Below are 18,619 nucleotides of genomic sequence, written 5' to 3'. Positions count from 1 at the left end.
CTAATTATCTCTATTCGGTTTTGTTATTTTTGTTTTGTGAGGAATAAATAGCTTTCCTAGTTCTTCTTCCGTTTTGGGAGAATAATTGGGCAAAGTTACCATAAAAGAAGAGCCTTTTCCAAGCTGACTAGCAAACTTCAATGTACCTCCCAATTTTTCTACAGCTTGACGGACAATATAAAGCCCTAATCCATTTCCATCTGACCTTTCATTACCACGATAAAACATATCAAAAATTCGCTCTTGATACTCCTTATCTATCCCTACGCCGTTGTCTGTAATGCTCAACACAAAAGTATTATCCTCTCTCAAATCAGTTTCTATAAGTATTACTGATACTTTCTTAGTTCGGTCTGAAAACTTGATAGCATTGGAGAGTAAATTTCTTAAAATGACATTGAGCCTCAAACTATCTGTATAAATTGCTCCTTTATGTTTAGAATCAATTTTAAACTTAATTTCGTTAGAGTAAGGTAAAAAATCTAGGTCAGCAATATTTTTATGAATAATATACTCTATCCTTAGAGGTTCATATTTTGTTTCTAAATTGCTTGTCTGTGAGTAGTTGATAATAGACTGCACAAACTCATCTAACTTATGAATTCTTCCTCTAATCATTTTGATATGAGAAAGGGCATTTTCCTTGTCAATCTCAGCGATATTGAGCAACCCTAGAATAGAAGTAAGTGGAGAGCGCAAATCGTGAGAAGCCTTATAGACAAATTGGTCTAATTCATAATTACTAACTTTGAGTTCCTCTAGTGTCTGTCGGAGCATTTCTTCTGCCTCTACTTGGTCGGAAATATTCTCTACAAACATTACTATAAAGGTTGGTTTTTTCTCATCATCTTTTACCAATGAAAGAGAAAGGTTAAGCCAAATTGTATCTCCATTTTTATGAATATAACGGGTTCGCATAGAGTAGCCCTCACTTTCTCCATTCAAAACACGTCGTAGTTGCATAATATCTCTAGGTAAATCTTTCGGATGTGTAATCTCTCTTAGTTTTCTTACACTTAGTTCATTTTGAGAATAGCCTGTCATCTTACAAAAGTGTACGTTAAAAGCTGCCCAAGACAAATCTATTCCTAAGTGAGCAATACCTATTCCTGCTTGTTCGAAGGTAGAACGAAATTTTAATTCACTCTCTTTGAGAAGTTGTTCTGTAATTTTTCTTTCACTAATATCCCTTACAATCGCTACAAAACGATTTCTCCCATCATCTAAATCTACATATTGTAACAAGAGTGCCACTGGAAACTTAGCACCACTTTTATGTAAAAAATTAGTATCTAAGTTGATTTGATGGTTTGTGTTGTTGATGACATAGGAGGTTAGTTGTTGAAAATCTTTTGGATGTATATCAGCCATCAAATCAATGAACCTCATCTTACGCAGTTCTTCAAAGGTATAACCCACTGCTTCGGTAGCTCCTTTATTGGCATAAATAAATAAATGAGAATCAGCATCAAACATAAACACGCTATCTTTTGTAACATCTAAGGTTCGTTTGAACTGAGTGAGTGAGCGCATAATTTGAGCCTTCTCTTCTTCAAATATCTTCTTTTCTCTAATGTCTCTTAGTACATACAAATATCCAATAATTGACTTCTCTGAATTATATACAGGAGTAGAAATCGTTTCTGAATAAATCAGTGCGCCATTCTTTGCCTTTAGAGCAATTTCGAAAATAGAGGTTTTCTCCATAATATCGAAATGGTCAGAAACAAGAAAAAAACTTTTCTCTTCAAATAGTGAAGAAAAAACTCTTCCCCTAAACTCTCTTTCACTATAGCCTAATAAACCTTTTATGGCAGGATTTACCCATTCTATTTCCAAATTGGGATTGGTAAATATTACACCATCTGGAAGAGCATCTAATATAAACTGCAACATTCGCTTAGTACTGTCCAGTTCTTGATTGGCAGAAATCCGTTGTGTAATTTCAGTATCTACTCCTTCTATACGAATTGGTTTTTTGTCTTCTCCTAATGTTACCTTAACATCGGTCTGAATCCATCGTACATTACCCTTTGTATCAATGATACGATACTCATAAGAAATACTCTGCCCCTGTCTTGCTTTGGTGCGAGCTTCTTTAACAGCTTCTATATCTTCCTTGTGTACTCTTTTAAGCCAAATATTGGGATCTTTTTTTAGCTCTTGCTGTGATACATCATATATTTTTTCAACAGCAGCAGAAATAGTAAGTAATTTTTCTTTCTTGACATCATACGACCAAAAAACATTATCTAAAGACTGGAATATGCCTTCCAATAGCTCTTTTGTATTACGTAAATCTTTTTCTACTCTCTGCTTTTCAGTAACATCTTCTGAAGAAAGAATAAAAAACTGTTCACCACGACGGTTATAGAAATCGTTGATATGAAGTTCTATATCAATAAGAGAAGTATCTTTTTGCTGTAATTTCCATAGTTCTTTTGTGTTGGTATTTCCTCTTCTTGCTTGCTTAATGGTGTAGATAGCATCTTCTAATTCAAAATCTGGAACAATAATAGAATAAACCTTGCCAATAAGTTCTTCTGGTGTGTAGCCTGTCATGAGAGCATATTGCTTATTTACATTTACAAAATATCCCCATTCGTTGATAACAGCTAGACCAATTTTAGCAGATTGGAAGATAGATTCCCCAAAGTTTTGGCTATCAATGAGCTTGTTTTGTGCCTCTTTTGATTTTTTAAGGTCTCTTACCAATACAATATATACAGTACTTGCTTCTTCAAAATAAGTCTCATTCAAAGAAAAACTTAAAGGAAAGTTGTGTCCATTCTTATGTTTCGCTATCAGTTCAATATTATGAATTACTTTCATATTCGCTGATGCTTTTGTTATCAGCTCTGTAATTTTTGTAGGTATAGGTTGGTCAGACAATAATATTTCTATTGACTTGCCAAGTAATTCGTTTTCTTGATAACCAAATATAGCTTCAGCAGCAGGATTGACTAATGTTATACGACCTTTTGCATTAATGATAAGTATTCCATCAAGAATTGTGGACAGAATAACATTTAGCTGTGTGTTTCTTATATTTTCATTGGCTATATCATTAGAAAATGTATTTATATAAGTAATTGCAACATACACTTCTTGTTCTTTATTAGCCATTAGGCTAATTAAATATTCTTTTTTATCACTACTCTCTACTTTCTGATTTACTAAAATATACGACTCAGCTATATTTGTATCTATTTGCTCACGAGCTTTTTTTATTTGCTGTGCTAAACCTAAGCCACTATCATCAAATCTATCACTAATTTCTTTAATTAAATTTTTGTCAATGATCTCTTCTCGTTCTTTTTTTGTGAACTTCTCCATAGCAGCATTGGCGTGCAAAATACTATTTTCAGTGTCTAGTATGCACAATGCTTCTGTAGATAATTCAAAAAAAGGACTTGTGTGGGGCATTAAATACCTGCTTTTATAGTAAAATCAGATGGTCTTATCTTATTTTGACTTTAATTTATGAAAAAAAAATATTTGTGTGAGTTTTTTTTAGAATAAATCTGTTTTTTTAGTTCTTTAGTTTTGAGTTCTAACAGATTATTATAGGTGTTAGACTTTATCTAATCTTGCTCCTATTATCAAAACATCATCTATCTGTGTGTACTCTCCTCTCCACTCTTGGAATGTAGTTTCCAATATTTCATACTGCTTTTCCATAGGAAGCTGATGAATTTTTAAGAGTAAGTTTTTGAGTTGTTTTTTCATAAACTTTTTATTATTCTCTCCTCCAAATTGGTCTTGAAAGCCATCAGAGAAAGTATATAAGACCGTTGGCGAATCAATTTTGATAGTGTGTCTTGTGTATTTTACTACCTTCTTTTCATTGTAGTTTCCACCAATAGACACTTTATCTGCTTTTATTTCGTGCAATTCTCCATTCTTGATATAAATTAATGGATTTTTTGCCCCAGCAAACTCTACACTATTATTTTTCTTATCCCAAACCCATATATTCATATCCATTCCATCACGATTTTCAGTTTCTCTCTGTTTTAAGATATTACTTACTTCTTCATTGAGGACATCTAAAATCAAATTAGATTGCGAAATAGAATAGTCTAAGATTACTTTGTTGAGCATGTCATTTCCTATCAGCGACATAAAAGCCCCTGGAACTCCATGTCCAGTACAATCTGCTGTTGCTACCACCACTTTATCACTTTGCTCTTCCATCCAATAAAAGTCTCCAGAAACTATATCTCTTGGAAGGAAAAGAATAAAAGATTGAGGCAGAATTTCCTTAATTTTTTCTGACGTTGGAAGCATTGCCACTTGAATACGCTTAGCATAATTTATGCTAGAAATTATATTTCGATTTTGCTCTTCAATAATTTTATTTCTTTCATCCACTACTTGTTGTTGTGTAAGCAGTTCTTCATTGGAAGAGCGAAGTTCAACAGTACGCAACTTTACCATTTCCTCTAATTCTTTTGCTCTTGCTTGCATTTGTTTTGTTCTTGCAGTTACAACTCCCCAAATAGAACCTCCTATTAAGAGAATAACAATGCCAATAAACCAAGGTGTTTCGTAAATATGAGGTTGAACTACTACGGTTACGTTTGCTCCTTCATTGTTCCAAACCCCATCATTATTAGCAGCAATAACTTGGAAATTGTATGTACCGTTGGGTAAATTTGTATATACAGCTTCTCTTTTGTTATCCTTTCCCACTATCCAATCTTTATCAAAACCTTCTAACTTATATTTGAATTTGACTTTTTCAGGCGCACGAAAGCTAAGTGCTGTAAAATCAATGATAAGACGCTGCTGGTTGGGCTTAACAATCACTTTTACAGGTTCTAAAAACAAATCATCGTCTAGCAAAACTTTCTGAACATATACAGGAGGACGACGAGAGTTGATAGGTAAAAAATCTGGGTCTATATGTAAAACTCCATTATTGGTTGGAATCCATATAATTCCTTGTGGAGATAGTAGAGATTGTGTTGCTCCCTTGCACTGTTCTGAACGCATTCCATCGTCTTTATCATATTGTGTCCAATTTAATCGAATTTTCTCACCATTGGCTAAAGCATTGAGTTCATTTTTTCTTACACGCAATACTCCTCTGTTTGAAGAAAACCAGAAATAGCCTTTATCATCTTCTACAATATCAAAAATAGTTTCGTTAGGAAGTCCAGAAGAAGCATCAAATACAAAGGCTTTTTTATCTTTCCAACGTACTAAACCAGCATTTGTCGCCAACCACACTACGTTTTGTTTATCACAATGAATATTAAAAATTAGATTGGTAGGCAGACCGTTGTCTATGGTAAACAAATCAAATGTACTCCCATTTTCTATGGCTAGTCCTCCATTGTTTGTTCCTACTAATAGATTACCATCATTATCTTCTGCTATTGTCATTACGAAGTCTGGAGTAAAACCTCTTTTTAAGCCTATTTTCTCAAAAACTTCTTTTCCTGTTTTTTCATCTTTTTTGTATTGTACTAAGCCTTCTCCTCTTGTTCCTATCCAAAAACGTCCTTTCAAATCTTCATAGGTAAGTCGTAATATATCTGTTGGCAATCCATCCTTTCTAGTATATAATTTTTCATTGCCATTATGCTCTTTTTTTAGTAGTCCACCATAGGTAACTACCCAAACTGTGCCTGTTTTGTCTTGTCGTATGTTAAAAACTTCTTGCCCATTGAGGTTTGTTTTGATTGGATAATCATAGACTTTATTCTCTTCAGGATTTATACGATGGATTGTTCCACTACTTGTACCTACCAAAACTTCTGTAGTATCATACACACCTACTGAATTTATAGCAGGGTATGAGAGTCCCTCACGAACAGTATAGTTAATAAATTTTCCATCACGCAAACGGCAAAGTCCGTGTCGGGCAGTCGGAATCCATAAATCTTCCTCTTGGTCTAAACATATAGCACGTACATCGTCAAACGCCTCTCCTGTTTCTGTAGTGAGGAGTTCCAATTTTTCTGTCAAGACATTACGACGATAAATATTATTACGAGTAACTATCCAAAAGTTTCCTGCTGGATCAAATTTCATATCATGAATTCTATCCTCTGACAGTTCTGGCAGTTGTTTTACTAAGGTATCATTATCATATCTCAATATACCACTATATGTTCCTACCCAAACTCTTTTTTGTTCATCTTGATATAGTTTAGATATACGGACATTTTCTATCTCTGAGGGTACTTGGCGCAACCTATTTTCTTCTAAAGTCAAAACACCTTGTTTGAGAGTAGCTAACCAAAATTTGCCTCTAGGATATTCTAAAATATCATAGATAGACTCAGAAGATAACTCTTTTGTAAAAATAGGGGTAAATTTTTTCTTGTTTACATCATATACAAACATTCCCCCTCCTCTAGTACCTACATAAATAGAATCGCCATTATCTGTAATATGGACAGCTTCAATATACTCACTTTCTAAACCATGAGATTGAAATGCACCATTTTTGTAGCTCAATAAACCACTTCCTTGTGTTCCAATCCAAAGTGTGCTATCCTTTGATTCTTTCAGTCTATTGACATTATTTGTCTTGAATACATCATTTGTATTTTTATTGTAACTATCAAAACTATTTCCATCAAAACGCAAAAGTCCATCGTAACTACTTATCCACAAGTATCCGTCTTTTGTTTGAATAAGTTGGAGTAATGAGCTAGAAGGAAGCCCTTTTTCACTATCCCAAATATCTATCAAAAACTGAGAAAGCTGTTTGTTTGGGTCAAATGGGGCGTGTTTATTTACTTTTTGAGCATATACAGATATTCCAACACACAAACAAAGCAGTGCTAAAAAGCATCTTACTAAATGGAAATAATTTTTAGTAGATGAGCAAAAGAAGTTTAAAAAAAAGTGTCTATCTTGTAATTGTTTCAAAGGAAAAATAGTCTATTTTGAATGAAAACACATTTTTTAACAGTTGCTAAGATTTAGATACTACAAAAATACTATTTTTTCTGACTTTACAAAGGATTCTGATATTTTAGAATTTGAAAAACAGGATTGTAGCATGGTAATTGGTAGTTCTTAATCATATCTTTTTTACAATTATTAAAGGTTGTCAAGGTTTTTACAGGTCTGATTATCAATGATTCATAAAAAATCAAATCGTGTCTATTTCTTCATAACGTTGGGTTTGCACATCCAATGCTATGGAAAAATAGTACCTAAATTAACTTAATAACGTTTAGTCCAACAGAAAAATACATGAAAAATTGGCATTATCCTATCGTCTTTCTAACTCTCTTCCTATACCTTAATTCATTATCAGATGGGTTGGCACAGTCGAAGCAACAAGAATTTTATACTAACGGAGCGTTGAAAGCAGAGGGAAAAAAAGTAAAAGACAACAAAGAAGGCTATTGGTTTTTATATTATCCTAATGGAACGACTATGGCTTTTGAAAAATATCAATACAACAAACTCAATGGTATTTCTAAATATTACACTCCAGAAGGAAAATTAGAGAGAAAAGAAATGTGGGTAAATGGGATGTTACAAGATTCAGCTTTTTTTTACTATCCCAACGGACAAATAAAACGAAAAGGAGTATATAGAGATGGAGCTTATGAAGGTCTTTGGTTATCTTTTTATGAAGATGGAACGCTTGCTAGAAGAGTTTTTTATGTAAAAGGGCAGTTGGATGGCTTAGTAGAAGAATATTTTTCGGATGGGAGTATGATACAATCTGGAACATATAAAAACGGAAAAAAACAAGGTTCTTGGACATATTATGATGAAAGTGGTATCGTGATGAGCCGAGGAATCTATACAGAGGGTAAAAAAAGTGGTTATTGGATTCACTACGATGAAAAAGGAAAACCTCAATATGAAGGAAAATATGAAAATGGAAAAGTTGTGGGCGATTGGTTTTACTACAAAAAAGGCAAACGCAAAAAAATAAAGAACAGCAAACTTCCCATCAAAGATTTAGAGTTTGAAGAGAGCTAAAACAAAAAATGGTAAATCAGAAACTAAAAAGTTACGATTTACCATTTATTATTTATAGCTTATTCGTCTATCCACTTAAATTTGTATCCTACACTTGTTTCAGGTTTCATTCGTTCTGCTACTCGCATAAGTCTTGCTGGTAGTTTCATAATATAGTCTCTAGCTTTTTCTCCTTTTTCGTTGAGGTCTGTAAGGTTGGCAAGATTCCATTTTTTAATCAGCATTTCCATAATATCTACATAATCTTCTGCTGTATAAACTCCTAGTCGTTGGGCGCAATCAGAAAAATGTTTGAAAGTTTCACCAGCTTTTCCACCTATTTCTTTAAGAAAATGGGCTGGCATTACTATTTTTTTACGCATCATATCCTCAAAAGCGAGTAGCATTTCATTAGTATCTACTTCCATAATTTTTTCTACAAAAGCCATGTACGCATACGCATGGCGAGCTTCGTCGGCAGCTACCAAATTACACATCTTTTCCAATTCAGTATTATCATGTGAGCCTGCAAGCTGCGCTACTCTTTTATGTGAAATGTTAGTAGCTAATTCTTGAAAAGAAGTATAGACAAAATTACGATAAGGGTCAGTGGCTGTTCCTATATCAAATCCATCGGCAATTAGGTGTTGTGTAGAAATTTCTACTTGCTTCATATTTACCTTGCCAGAAAGATAGAGATACTTGTTGAGTACGTCGCCATGACGATTTTCTTCTGCTGTCCAGCCTCTTACCCATTTTGTCCAAGGGTTTTCTTTTTCGCCTTGGTGTACGCCTTCTACATCCATCAGCCACGACTCATACGTTGGAAGCGCTTCTTCTGTTATCATATCGCCTATCAAAACAATCCAAAAATCGTAAGAGAGTTCTCTTGCTCGCTCTTGAAGCTCTTTTATTTTATCAAAAAATTCAAATTTAGAAGCATCTGGTAAAAGGTCTGAAGGCTGCCAATTACTTTCAATTGGGCGTAAAAATTTAGTTGTCATTTTGTCCACATAGCTTTCTAAGTGGCGCATCACTTCCAAACGAGAAGGCGAAAGGGTGAGTACATTATTCATAGACTATTTTTTTAACATCAATTTATTATAGTATCTGTATTTTTTTCTTACAAATATAAAATTGATAAGTTATTTATTTGATTGTGTGTATTTGTGTGGTGTTTATTTTGATTTGCAAGATACAAATTTAATAGCCTAAAGAAATACAAATCTTGGTATTCAGACAATGATTTTTGTCATAATAATTTATATGAAGATAAAATACGACTAATTTTTGAACCACATAAACACATAGGTAAATGGACAATGGATAATTAAGTAGTTAGCTGGTATAATTTTGTTATTTTCAAAAGCTAGTGCAATTTTATAAAAAGTTGAATTTTAACTTTGTCAATGGTCTTTGCGAAGAAAAAAACAGACCTTGACAATAGTTTTTATAAACTAAATTGTACTACTTAACTACCCATTATCAAACGTTCGTTCAACAAAGCTAATTTTAGATTATTCATTTACTTACATTGTCTGCATTTCAACAAGTTTTGAATATGCTCCTTGTTGCTCTATTAGGCTTTGGTGTGTCCCTGTTTCTACTACTTTGCCTTCATTGATAACTATAATTTTATCTGCGTGTTGAATTGTACTCAAACGGTGAGCAATAACGAGTGTTGTTCTTCCTTCCATTAGCTTGTAAAGAGCTTCCTGCACTAGCTGTTCCGATTCAGAATCTAGTGCCGAAGTAGCTTCATCTAAAATTAGAATAGCTGGGTTTTTCAAAACGGCTCTTGCAATACTGATGCGTTGACGTTGTCCTCCAGAGAGTTTGCTTCCTCGGTCGCCTATATTAGTCTGATAACCTTCATCTGTTTTAATGATAAATTCGTGTGCATTGGCAATTTTGGCAGCTTTTTCTACATCTTCCTCAGTAGCAGTTTCTATTCCGAAGGCAATATTATTAAAAATAGTATCATTGAAAAGAATGGCCTCTTGCGTAACAATTCCCATTTGAGAACGTAACGACTCTAATGTCCACTGTTTTAGGGAAACATTATCTAACAAAATATCTCCTTCTTGTGGGTCGTAGAAACGAGCCACTAAATCAGCTAAGGTAGATTTCCCTCCTCCCGACATTCCAACCAATGCCACTATTTCGCCTTTGTTTATAGTTAGATTTACGTTATTCAATACCTTTCTTTCTGTATCTTCTTCATTTCTGTATGAAAAACTAAGGTCTTTGATTTCTATTTTATCAGAAAAATTTTCTAATTTCTTGGCATTTGGCAAATCGCTTATTGCTGTTTTTGTATCTAATACCTCCAAAACTCTTCTTCCAGATATAATTCCACGTTGCATATTTGTTATGAGTGTAGAACCTTCTTTTATTGGAGGAATAATTTGAGAAAATACAGCAATATAGGCAATAAAAATTTCTGCTGATATTTCGCCATCAATTACCATATTTCCACCATAAAGCAAAATAACAGCAATGGTAATAACACCCAAAAACTCTGATAGTGGTGCTGATATGTCTCTTTTATTATCGTAAGAAGTTTTGGCATGGCGATAACGTTCATTGAGCTTGTCAAACCTTGAAAGAATAAATTTTTGGGCATTGAAAGCACTTACTATTTTTGCTCCAGAAAGAAGCTCATCTAACATCGACAAAATATCACCTAGAGTTGTCTGTGATACATTACTACTCTTACGAAGTTTTCTTGAAATAAGTGCGATAATTCCTCCTGAAATCGGTAAAAACACAAAAGAAAAAAGTGTTAGTTTCCACGACCAATACACAAGTAAAATGAAATAGACAATAAACGTAAGAGGCGCACGCAAAAGGCTTTTAAACTCATTGTAAACAGAACTTTCTACTTCTCTAGCATCGTTTGAAAAACGAGACATCAAATCGCCTTTTCTTTCTTGTGAAAAATAGCCCACATTCAATGAAAGAACGTTTTCAAAAAGAGCTTTTTGAAGACGTGCTGTCGCTTTAAAACGAATGTTATTAACGATAAATAGAGCTAAATAACGAAAAATATTAGATAAGAAAACGGTTATAACAAGCACTTTACAGACAAAATATAATGCTTCCATCTTTCCCTCTTCTACAACAGTTTTTGAGACGTGATAATTGAAAAGAGCTTTAAAATAACCAAAAGTCCAAGCAAAATTAGGAGCTTCTCCTACAATTTTTGTAGGCGTTTCGTCTGGAAACAATATGTTGAGAAGTGGTACTAAAAGTGTAAAGTTGATTGCTCCAAAAATAATAGCTAAAACAGATACCAGTATGTATAAAGGTACAAAATTTCTGAAAGGGCGCATAAAGCCCATTAATCGCCAAATTACATTCATCAGTTATCAGTTATCAGTTATCAAGACGAAACTGTGTTTTTGTTGTATTTTATTGCTAAGTTAAAACTATCTCTTAAAGGGAATATTAGCTTCACTGCTTTAACAGGTCGTAATTCTATAATAATCTTATTCCAATCATCATAATATCATCAGTTTGGCTATTATTTGCCTGCCATTTTTCCAACTGATTCTCTATATGAATTTTTTGCTTTTGTAGTGGCATTTTGTGAATTTGACTAAGCATTGTATATAGGCGTTTTGTCATAAATTTTTTATCATTTTTTCCTCCAAACTGGTCTTGATAGCCATCAGAAGCAAGATAAATAGTATCTCCCACTTGATAATAAATAGTTATGTCTTCGTATTTACGTTTGATTTTTAATTCGTGTCCACCGATAGGCAATGCCCCTGCTTTGAAGCGATTGAATTCTCCATCTTTATCTACATACAACATAGGCTGTTTTGCTCCTGCATAAGTAATTGCTTTTTCTTTTGTATTGATACGACAAATAGCTATATCCATTCCATCTTGTATGTTTGTTGCCTGCTTGTGTAAGTGGTTGAGCAAACGGTTATGAAGCTCAAGGAGCATTTGAGCAGGAGAACGTACTCCAGCCTGTGAAGCAAAAATATCTTGTAAAAGAGAATTACAAAGAATACTCATAAATGCCCCCGGAATTCCGTGTCCTGTACAATCAGCTAAAGCTACATAAAACTCTCCTTCTCGCTCCTCAAACCAATATCCGTCTCCACTTACAATATCTCTAGGACGGTCAATGACAAAATAATCATTTAATTCATCAAAAATAGACGTTGTATTTACCTGTACTGCATTTTGTATAAGTCTAGCATAATTAATACTTTGTTTGAGTGTTACATTATTACTTTCTATGATAGCAGTCTGTTTAGACATTTTCTCATATACAGAGCGAATTTCATCATTTTGAGAACGCAATCTTATAATAGTTTTCTTTTTTATTTGTGCGCTGTACACAAACAAAGCTACTAACAAAAGAGCTATTATCGTAATTGCTGAAACTAGATAAATTGTAAGACTTTTATTTTTACTTTCTTCTCTTAGTAGTTGGTTTTCTTTTGCTTTTCGTTCTGACTCATAGTACGTTTGCATATTTGCTACTTGGTGTTTACGACTGATATTTGAAAGGCTATCATTCATAATTGTAGCAATAGCTTGATTCTCAAAGGCTTTTTTATAATCTCCTGCTCTAAAGTAAATATCACGTAATGCCTCATGTCCGTTCCGAACCAAAGCAGCATAACGAAATTTTTGGGCTAAATCTACGCCTTCTTCCACTGTATTTATGGCTTTAGAGAGGTCGCCTTTTGCTGCATAAATCTCCCCTAATTTTATCATATTGACAAGATTGCCATAATTATCATTGATTCTTGTTGTTATCTCTGAACTTTTAGAAATGTATGAAGTCGCTTTTCCTAAATCTTCTTTTTTGAGATAAGCATCTGCCAAATTAAAGTATAATTTATACATCAAATCTTCATCTTCTAATTTCTCTGCAATGACTAAGCCTTGCTCTATAGGTTCGATAGCTTCATCAAAACGTTTCAAATAGATAAGACTGATTCCTTTCAAGTTTAATGCACTTGCAAATCCGTATTCAGAACCCATTTCTCGCCATAATTTTTCTTCTTTTATAGAATATTTATATGACTGTTCGTAATCTCTCATAAGAAGATAGGTAACAGCTACTTTATGAATAGCATCTGTTTGGAGCGAATCGTTTCCTAATTCTTCAGCTATGCTTACACCTCTAAGTAACAAAGTAAGTGCAAAATCAGATTCTCCTTGATTTCTATGTATTACTCCAGCGTGTATAGATGTTTTGGCTATCCAAAAACTATCTCTGATTTCGGTGGCTTCTTTTACTGCTAATGTTGCATATTCTAATGCTTTTTCTGAATCTCTTAATTGTCTTCTATAAAAATTTGATATTTCTACTAACAACTCTACTTTTTTAATGGACTTTGCACTTTTGGCTTGCAAAATGAGCTGCTCTGCTTCTTTCTCTTTTTGTTTTATTTTTCTATCCTTTTCTACTTCTACTCCTTCAGAGTAAGTGCTATCTAGTTGAGCGTACACAGTAGATACACAAAAAAAATAGCAAGTGAATGTTAAGAATAAAACTAGATAGTTACAATAAAATTTGAAAATGTATTTGTCTAACATAAAATAAAAATTCTTAGTTAGCTTTAGTCGTGTAAAATAGGATGGCAATTCAGAAAAATAGTGTTTCTCATACTAATAGAAACGTGTAAATATACAAAAAATTAACCTCTGTTTCTTCTTCGCTCTTCTTTTCGTCTTTGTTTGTGTTCTATTCTTTCTTGACTTGTAATTTCAAAATCTATCCTATTTTTAACAGTATCAATGGCTAAAAACAGAGCATTGCGAAACGAACTTTCATCAGCCTTATTCTTTCCTGCAATGCCATAGGCCGTTCCGTGGTCTGGAGAAGTTCTGACAATAGGCAAACCTGCTGTAAAATTTATTCCATCATGAAATGCCAGTGTTTTGAATGGAATAAGCCCTTGGTCGTGATACATAGCCAAAATTCCATCAAATTTTTTGTATTCCCTTGCCCCAAAAAAACCATCAGAAGGAAAAGCTCCATACACTAAATGTCCTTTTTGTCTGAATTTTTCAATAACAGGCTCAATAATCTCTTTTTCTTCACTACCTAAAAGACCATTTTCTCCTGCATGTGGATTCAATCCTAAAAGAGCTACTTTGGGTTTTTCAATACCAAAATCTTGTTTTAGAGAATATAACATCAAGTTGAGTTTACTTTCTATCTTTTTGGCTGTGATAGCTGTTGGAACATCTTTTAAAGGAATATGTCCTGTAACTACACCCACACGCAAACCTTCATAGACCAAAAACATCAAGCTATCTTTGAATTCTTCTTTACTAAATTTTTCTGTCAAATATTCTGTGTGTCCAGGAAAATTAAACTCTTCTGACTGAATATTATCTTTATTTATGGGGGCAGTAACTAGTGCATCTATCCATCCCTCTTGCATTGCTTTTGTTGCTCCCTCTAAGGCTGCCAATGCACAAGCACCTGCCTCTTTTGTAATTTTTCCAGCCTCCACTTCTACTTTTGCAGAAGAACAGTTGATGATATTTACTTTGTGTCTATGAATAGAAGTAGCTAAATTTTCATCATCTATGAAATGTTGTTGGAAGGCAAAGTCTATATTTAATAATTTTTTATAGTGAGAAAAAACTCGTGCTGCGCCAAAAATTACAGGAATACAAAGGTCTAAAACTCTTGTATCAGTAAGTGTTTTCAAGATTACTTCGATTCCAATTCCGTTAAAATCGCCCATAGAAATTCCTATTTTCGGACGAAAACGCTTTGGTCGTTCTTTTTTCTTTGCTGATAAATTATCTAATTTGTCTTCTCCGTTATTTGATTCAAAAGGATAAAAGGAGGTTTTGTTTTCGTTTTCCAAGGTAATGAATGACTAGTGGGACAAATATTTGAATTACAAAATTACAAAACTATTTTACTATTTCAGTTTTATTTAATATTCCTTAATTTTGTATTTTTACACAAAAAACTCAATCTTATAAAATTATGTGGGTTACTAAAAGAGTCTTTATCCTAACTTCAGTTTTACTTCTAATTTCTAACGTTGCTTTTTCGCAAGCAGGGGTATATAAAACTTATAAAGATTATTTGAACAATAACTTGACAAACTACGGTCGGTATTCAAGTGTATATCATTTTTTGGGGAGGTTTACTGTTAGTTTCGAAAATGAGAGAGGAAAAAAAACAGATATAAAAATAAGAAAAGGAAATATTTGGGGATATAAAAATAATAATGGAGATGTATATAGAGTAGATGAAAAGAACTATCCTCGCAAGATTACATCTTTCGGTAAAATTGTTGTTTATGGCAACTATACTGAAAAAGGATATAGCATTGTAACAAAGCGAGACCCACAAACAGGTTTTTCTTCTACCTCTTCCACTCCTTACTTATTTTCATTTGGTACAAATGGAGATATGGAATTGTTGAGTAAAAACAATCTCAGAAGAGCCTTAAAAAAAAGAAAAGATAAAATGGGGTTAGAATTACTAAAGAAAGTTAGTGTTTTTAAAGGTTATCTAGTAATGGATTTTATAAGAGATTATAATGAAGCAAACAAATAGAGAACTACAAAGAAGTAGGACGTACGCTTTCTAATTTTTCAGTACTCTTTGCATGCTTAGAAACTTTTGTCCTGTGTCCATAAAAACGAGCATAGACTTTTGTAAATTCTGCTCCAAAAAACAAAATTAAGCAAGCATAAGAAACCCAAAGCAAAATCAAAACTATCGACCCAGCAACACCATACGTAGAGGCAGGTTCTGCCATTCCAAAATAAAGACTCAATCCTTCTTTACCTATCGTAAATAAAATAGCTGTTACAACTCCTCCAATTCCAACAGTTTTCCAAGGAATTTCTCTGTCTGGAAGTGTTTTGAACATAAAACCAAACAAAACACCTATGATGAGTAAAGAAATTAAAATTTCAATCGCTGTCATGCCATACACCATAAAATCAGGCAAAAATCTCATCATCCAATCAGAAAGTGTAGATATGAGAGCAGAAACAACGAGGGAGATTAGTAATAAGAAAGCTATGATAACAATCATTCCAAAAGAAGTTGCTCTATCAGTAACTAATTTCATAATTCCATTTGAAGCATCAGGTTCTACTTCCCAAATATGATTAAATGACTTTTGAAGCTGCACAAAAACTCCAGTAGCACCAAAAATCAGTGAGCCAATACCTACAATCAAAGCAAAGGTAGAATCTTCTGTACTCAGTGCATTTTTTATCATTTCTTGTACGGCTTCGGCTGCGTCTTGTCCTATCATTCCAGAAATTTGTCCAGTAACTTCTCCTCTGACAGCCTCTTCTCCAAATAATGCTCCTGCTGACTTTATTACCATAATCAAAAGTCCAGGTAAAGAAAAAATAGTGTAATAAGCAATCACAGCACTTTCACGAAAAGGGTCTAAAGCATTCCATTCTGTATAAGTTTCTTTAAGCAGTTTGCCTAAATCTTTGAATCTAAATTTGCGAGCCATATAATGTAAAGATTAAAAAATGAAGTCTAAAAAATATAAAGCAAAAAGCATATTAAATAATGACTTTGCTCTGATATAACTACAACCTACAAAAACTAATTTTGTTATTCTCTTGATAATTAATTTATTCTCCTAACTCTTTTGCTCTTTTTTGTGCTGCTGTAAGTCCATTTCCTATTTTTTCGCCTAAACTTTCCTCTGAAAAAACTTTTAAAGCAGCTTCAGTTGTTCCTCCCCTAGAGGAAACTCTCTTTATCCATTCTTCACACGAATAGTTGCTTCTGTTTTCCAAATGTACAGCACCCATAAATGTCTGTGTAACCAATAGCTCTGCTTCCGAATGAGAAAAACCCATTTCTTGCGCCTTTTTTATCATAGCTTCCATAAAATAATAAACATAGGCAGGACCGCTTCCAGAAATTGCTGTAACGGCATCAATTTTTTCTTCTTCTGAAAAATAAAGAGATTTTCCAGTAGTATTCAATAGGTTTTGCACAAAAAATAGCTCTTCTCTTGTAACAGATTCGTCTGCTGTAAAGCCTGTCATTCCCATTCCAATTTGTGAGGGTAAGTTGGGCATTGCACGAACAACTTTTGTTGTTCCCAAAGCCTTTTTCAAGGTTTCTATTTTTACACCTGCCATAATAGAAAGAATTGTTTGAGTAGGCAGAATATAATTTTTCAAGTTCTCAAAAAGTAGAGACGTATCCTGTGGTTTGACTGCCAAGATGATGAGCTTTACTTTTGACACTCTCTCATCTGGAGACGAAATAACATACTGATACCCTTTTTTTCTAAGCAAATCAGCTTTTTCTGTGGTTTTTTCCAAAATAAGTAAATCGTCTTTGGTAATGGAATGCGATAAAAGGAAACTCTCTGCATACGTTGTTCCCATATTTCCTGCACCTACAATCAGTATTTTCATTTTATTGAAGTATTCGAATGACAAATAGTATTTTACAAAAAAATAAATAAATTTCAATCTTTTTTTTAGTCCTCAAATAGATTACGGTCTGCTACTCTAAATTTGTAATATAAACAAAGAGAAAAACGACTCTTTGAAAGAATTATAAGTGGTAAATGGTAAGTGATAAATGACCTATTTATTCTGTGATTTCATTAGCTCTGCTAATTTACCAATTCATAATTCGTAATTGAACAACTCGTAATTAAATTTTCAAACCAAATTTACCTATTTATTTATTATGGACAAGAATCAAATTAAAAACGACTTTTCTTCTCTCCTAAAAAACTATTATCACCAACGTCACGAAGTGATAACGAAGGAAGAATCTGTAGCAAAGGCAAAGGAAATTACTCTTTTGCAGACAGCTCGTACCTACACTCCAGACAGCATTGTAAAAGGTCTTGGCTCGCTCCAACTTACTTTTGCTGATACACTTACACAATGGTCTAAAAAACTACAAGACGAATCTGAAAAACGCTCACAGATTGAGGATGCTATCGAAATTGAGAAAAAAAGGCTTCAAAACTTACACCAAGTAAAACTTGCTGCTGATGCGCTGTATTTGCTCAAACAAGAACACGAATCTAAACTAGCAGAACTGACAGAAGCCCACCAAAAGAGAATGGAACTGATGGCAAACTCTCGCAAAGAAGATGAGGCTTTTTGGAAAAAGGAAAATAATCTTTTTGAGAAAGAAGTAAAAGAATCGGAAGAACGCACACAGAAAACTCGTCAGCAAGAAGAAGAACGTTTTGAGTACGACCAGCAGCGTAACACACAACTTGCCACTGATGCTTTTGAAGCACAGAAAAAACAAACTGTACGCAAACTTGCTGAGCAAAAAGCTGAAAAAGAAAAGGCTTGGAATGGTCGTGAGGAAGTATTGTCTGAAAAAGACGAAAAGCACCAAAAAAATCTTACTTTGATTGCAGAATTTGATGAAAAACTCAAAAATGAAGTCAAAAAAGCAAGAGAAAAAGCAGCTAATGAAGCTACTAAAGAAGGAAAAATAGTTGCTGACCTTATGGAAAGAGAAGAAACTGCCAACGCACAAATCTTTGCTGAACAAATAGAAGATTTAAAACTCAACGTGGAAACTGGCAAATTAGAAATCGATAACTTGACAAGCCAGCTCAATCACGCATTAGAACAGGTTCAGTCGCTTTCATTGAGAGCTTTTGATAACCCTACTTCTTCTAAATAAATCTGTTCATTCCAAAACCTT

Annotated in this window: 11 protein-coding genes; 3 read left to right on the top strand and 8 right to left on the bottom strand. The window is 33.6% G+C overall.

Annotated features, from left to right (window positions below; translation table 11 throughout):
* Entirely contained in the window at positions 1-3,426 is a 3,426-nt protein-coding gene (locus QZ659_RS00875; protein ID WP_291720466.1) for a PAS domain S-box protein, read from the bottom strand.
* A 147-nt stretch (positions 3,427-3,573) separates the two neighbouring features.
* The gene (locus QZ659_RS00870; protein ID WP_291720463.1) at positions 3,574-6,789 is read right to left on the bottom strand and encodes a two-component regulator propeller domain-containing protein; all 3,216 of its coding nucleotides are present in this window, start codon (positions 6,787-6,789) and stop codon (positions 3,574-3,576) included.
* 429 nt (positions 6,790-7,218) lie between these two features.
* On the opposite strand from QZ659_RS00870, the gene QZ659_RS00865 reads away from it, so the two are divergent.
* Positions 7,219-7,962, top strand: a complete 744-nt coding sequence (locus QZ659_RS00865) for a toxin-antitoxin system YwqK family antitoxin (RefSeq protein WP_291720460.1) — start codon at positions 7,219-7,221, stop codon at positions 7,960-7,962.
* 59 nt (positions 7,963-8,021) lie between these two features.
* Here QZ659_RS00865 and QZ659_RS00860 read toward each other — a convergent pair whose 3' ends face one another.
* The 4 genes from QZ659_RS00860 to pdxA all read right to left on the bottom strand — a co-directional run bounded on the left by QZ659_RS00860 (position 8,022) and on the right by pdxA (position 14,798).
* Positions 8,022-9,017: an acyl-ACP desaturase gene (locus tag QZ659_RS00860; RefSeq protein ID WP_291720458.1), complete on the bottom strand. Its 996-nt coding sequence runs from the start codon at positions 9,015-9,017 to the stop codon at positions 8,022-8,024.
* A gap of 453 nt (positions 9,018-9,470) precedes the next feature.
* Complete coding sequence (locus tag QZ659_RS00855; protein WP_291720455.1) at positions 9,471-11,306, bottom strand: ABC transporter ATP-binding protein; 1,836 nt, start codon at positions 11,304-11,306, stop codon at positions 9,471-9,473.
* A gap of 115 nt (positions 11,307-11,421) precedes the next feature.
* On the bottom strand, positions 11,422-13,422 hold the full coding sequence (locus QZ659_RS00850; protein ID WP_291720452.1) for a SpoIIE family protein phosphatase: 2,001 nt from the start codon (positions 13,420-13,422) through the stop codon (positions 11,422-11,424).
* A 188-nt stretch (positions 13,423-13,610) separates the two neighbouring features.
* On the bottom strand, positions 13,611-14,798 hold the full coding sequence (pdxA, locus tag QZ659_RS00845) for a 4-hydroxythreonine-4-phosphate dehydrogenase PdxA (protein ID WP_291720449.1): 1,188 nt from the start codon (positions 14,796-14,798) through the stop codon (positions 13,611-13,613).
* A gap of 125 nt (positions 14,799-14,923) precedes the next feature.
* On the opposite strand from pdxA, the gene QZ659_RS00840 reads away from it, so the two are divergent.
* A complete protein-coding gene (locus tag QZ659_RS00840) occupies positions 14,924-15,502 on the top strand; it encodes a hypothetical protein (RefSeq protein ID WP_291720446.1) in 579 nt (192 codons plus the stop codon).
* Positions 15,503-15,506: 4 nt separating this feature from the next.
* Here QZ659_RS00840 and QZ659_RS00835 read toward each other — a convergent pair whose 3' ends face one another.
* Together QZ659_RS00835 and proC are read right to left on the bottom strand one after the other, a co-directional pair.
* On the bottom strand, positions 15,507-16,427 hold the full coding sequence (locus QZ659_RS00835; protein WP_291720444.1) for a YihY/virulence factor BrkB family protein: 921 nt from the start codon (positions 16,425-16,427) through the stop codon (positions 15,507-15,509).
* 124 nt (positions 16,428-16,551) lie between these two features.
* The gene (gene proC, locus QZ659_RS00830; protein WP_291720441.1) at positions 16,552-17,352 is read right to left on the bottom strand and encodes a pyrroline-5-carboxylate reductase; all 801 of its coding nucleotides are present in this window, start codon (positions 17,350-17,352) and stop codon (positions 16,552-16,554) included.
* Between the two features lie 280 nt (positions 17,353-17,632).
* On the opposite strand from proC, the gene QZ659_RS00825 reads away from it, so the two are divergent.
* Positions 17,633-18,598: a hypothetical protein gene (locus QZ659_RS00825; RefSeq protein WP_291720438.1), complete on the top strand. Its 966-nt coding sequence runs from the start codon at positions 17,633-17,635 to the stop codon at positions 18,596-18,598.
* Positions 18,599-18,619 lie beyond the last annotated feature (21 nt).

The organism is Bernardetia sp. (genome assembly GCF_020630935.1).
Taxonomy (GTDB): Bacteria; Bacteroidota; Bacteroidia; order Cytophagales; family Bernardetiaceae; genus Bernardetia.
This window is presented reverse-complemented; position numbering and strand designations above follow the sequence as displayed.

Excerpts from the sequence above, each read along its gene's own strand:
- QZ659_RS00865 (WP_291720460.1), top strand. The coding sequence starts at position 7,219 with ATGAAAAATTGGCATTATCCTATCGTCTTTCTAACTCTCTTCCTATAC.
- proC (WP_291720441.1), bottom strand. The coding sequence starts at position 17,352 with ATGAAAATACTGATTGTAGGTGCAGGAAATATGGGAACAACGTATGCA.
- QZ659_RS00840 (WP_291720446.1), top strand. The coding sequence starts at position 14,924 with ATGTGGGTTACTAAAAGAGTCTTTATCCTAACTTCAGTTTTACTTCTA.
- QZ659_RS00875 (WP_291720466.1), bottom strand. The coding sequence starts at position 3,426 with ATGCCCCACACAAGTCCTTTTTTTGAATTATCTACAGAAGCATTGTGC.
- QZ659_RS00860 (WP_291720458.1), bottom strand. The coding sequence starts at position 9,017 with ATGAATAATGTACTCACCCTTTCGCCTTCTCGTTTGGAAGTGATGCGC.
- QZ659_RS00855 (WP_291720455.1), bottom strand. The coding sequence starts at position 11,306 with ATGAATGTAATTTGGCGATTAATGGGCTTTATGCGCCCTTTCAGAAAT.
- QZ659_RS00835 (WP_291720444.1), bottom strand. The coding sequence starts at position 16,427 with ATGGCTCGCAAATTTAGATTCAAAGATTTAGGCAAACTGCTTAAAGAA.
- QZ659_RS00825 (WP_291720438.1), top strand. The coding sequence starts at position 17,633 with ATGGACAAGAATCAAATTAAAAACGACTTTTCTTCTCTCCTAAAAAAC.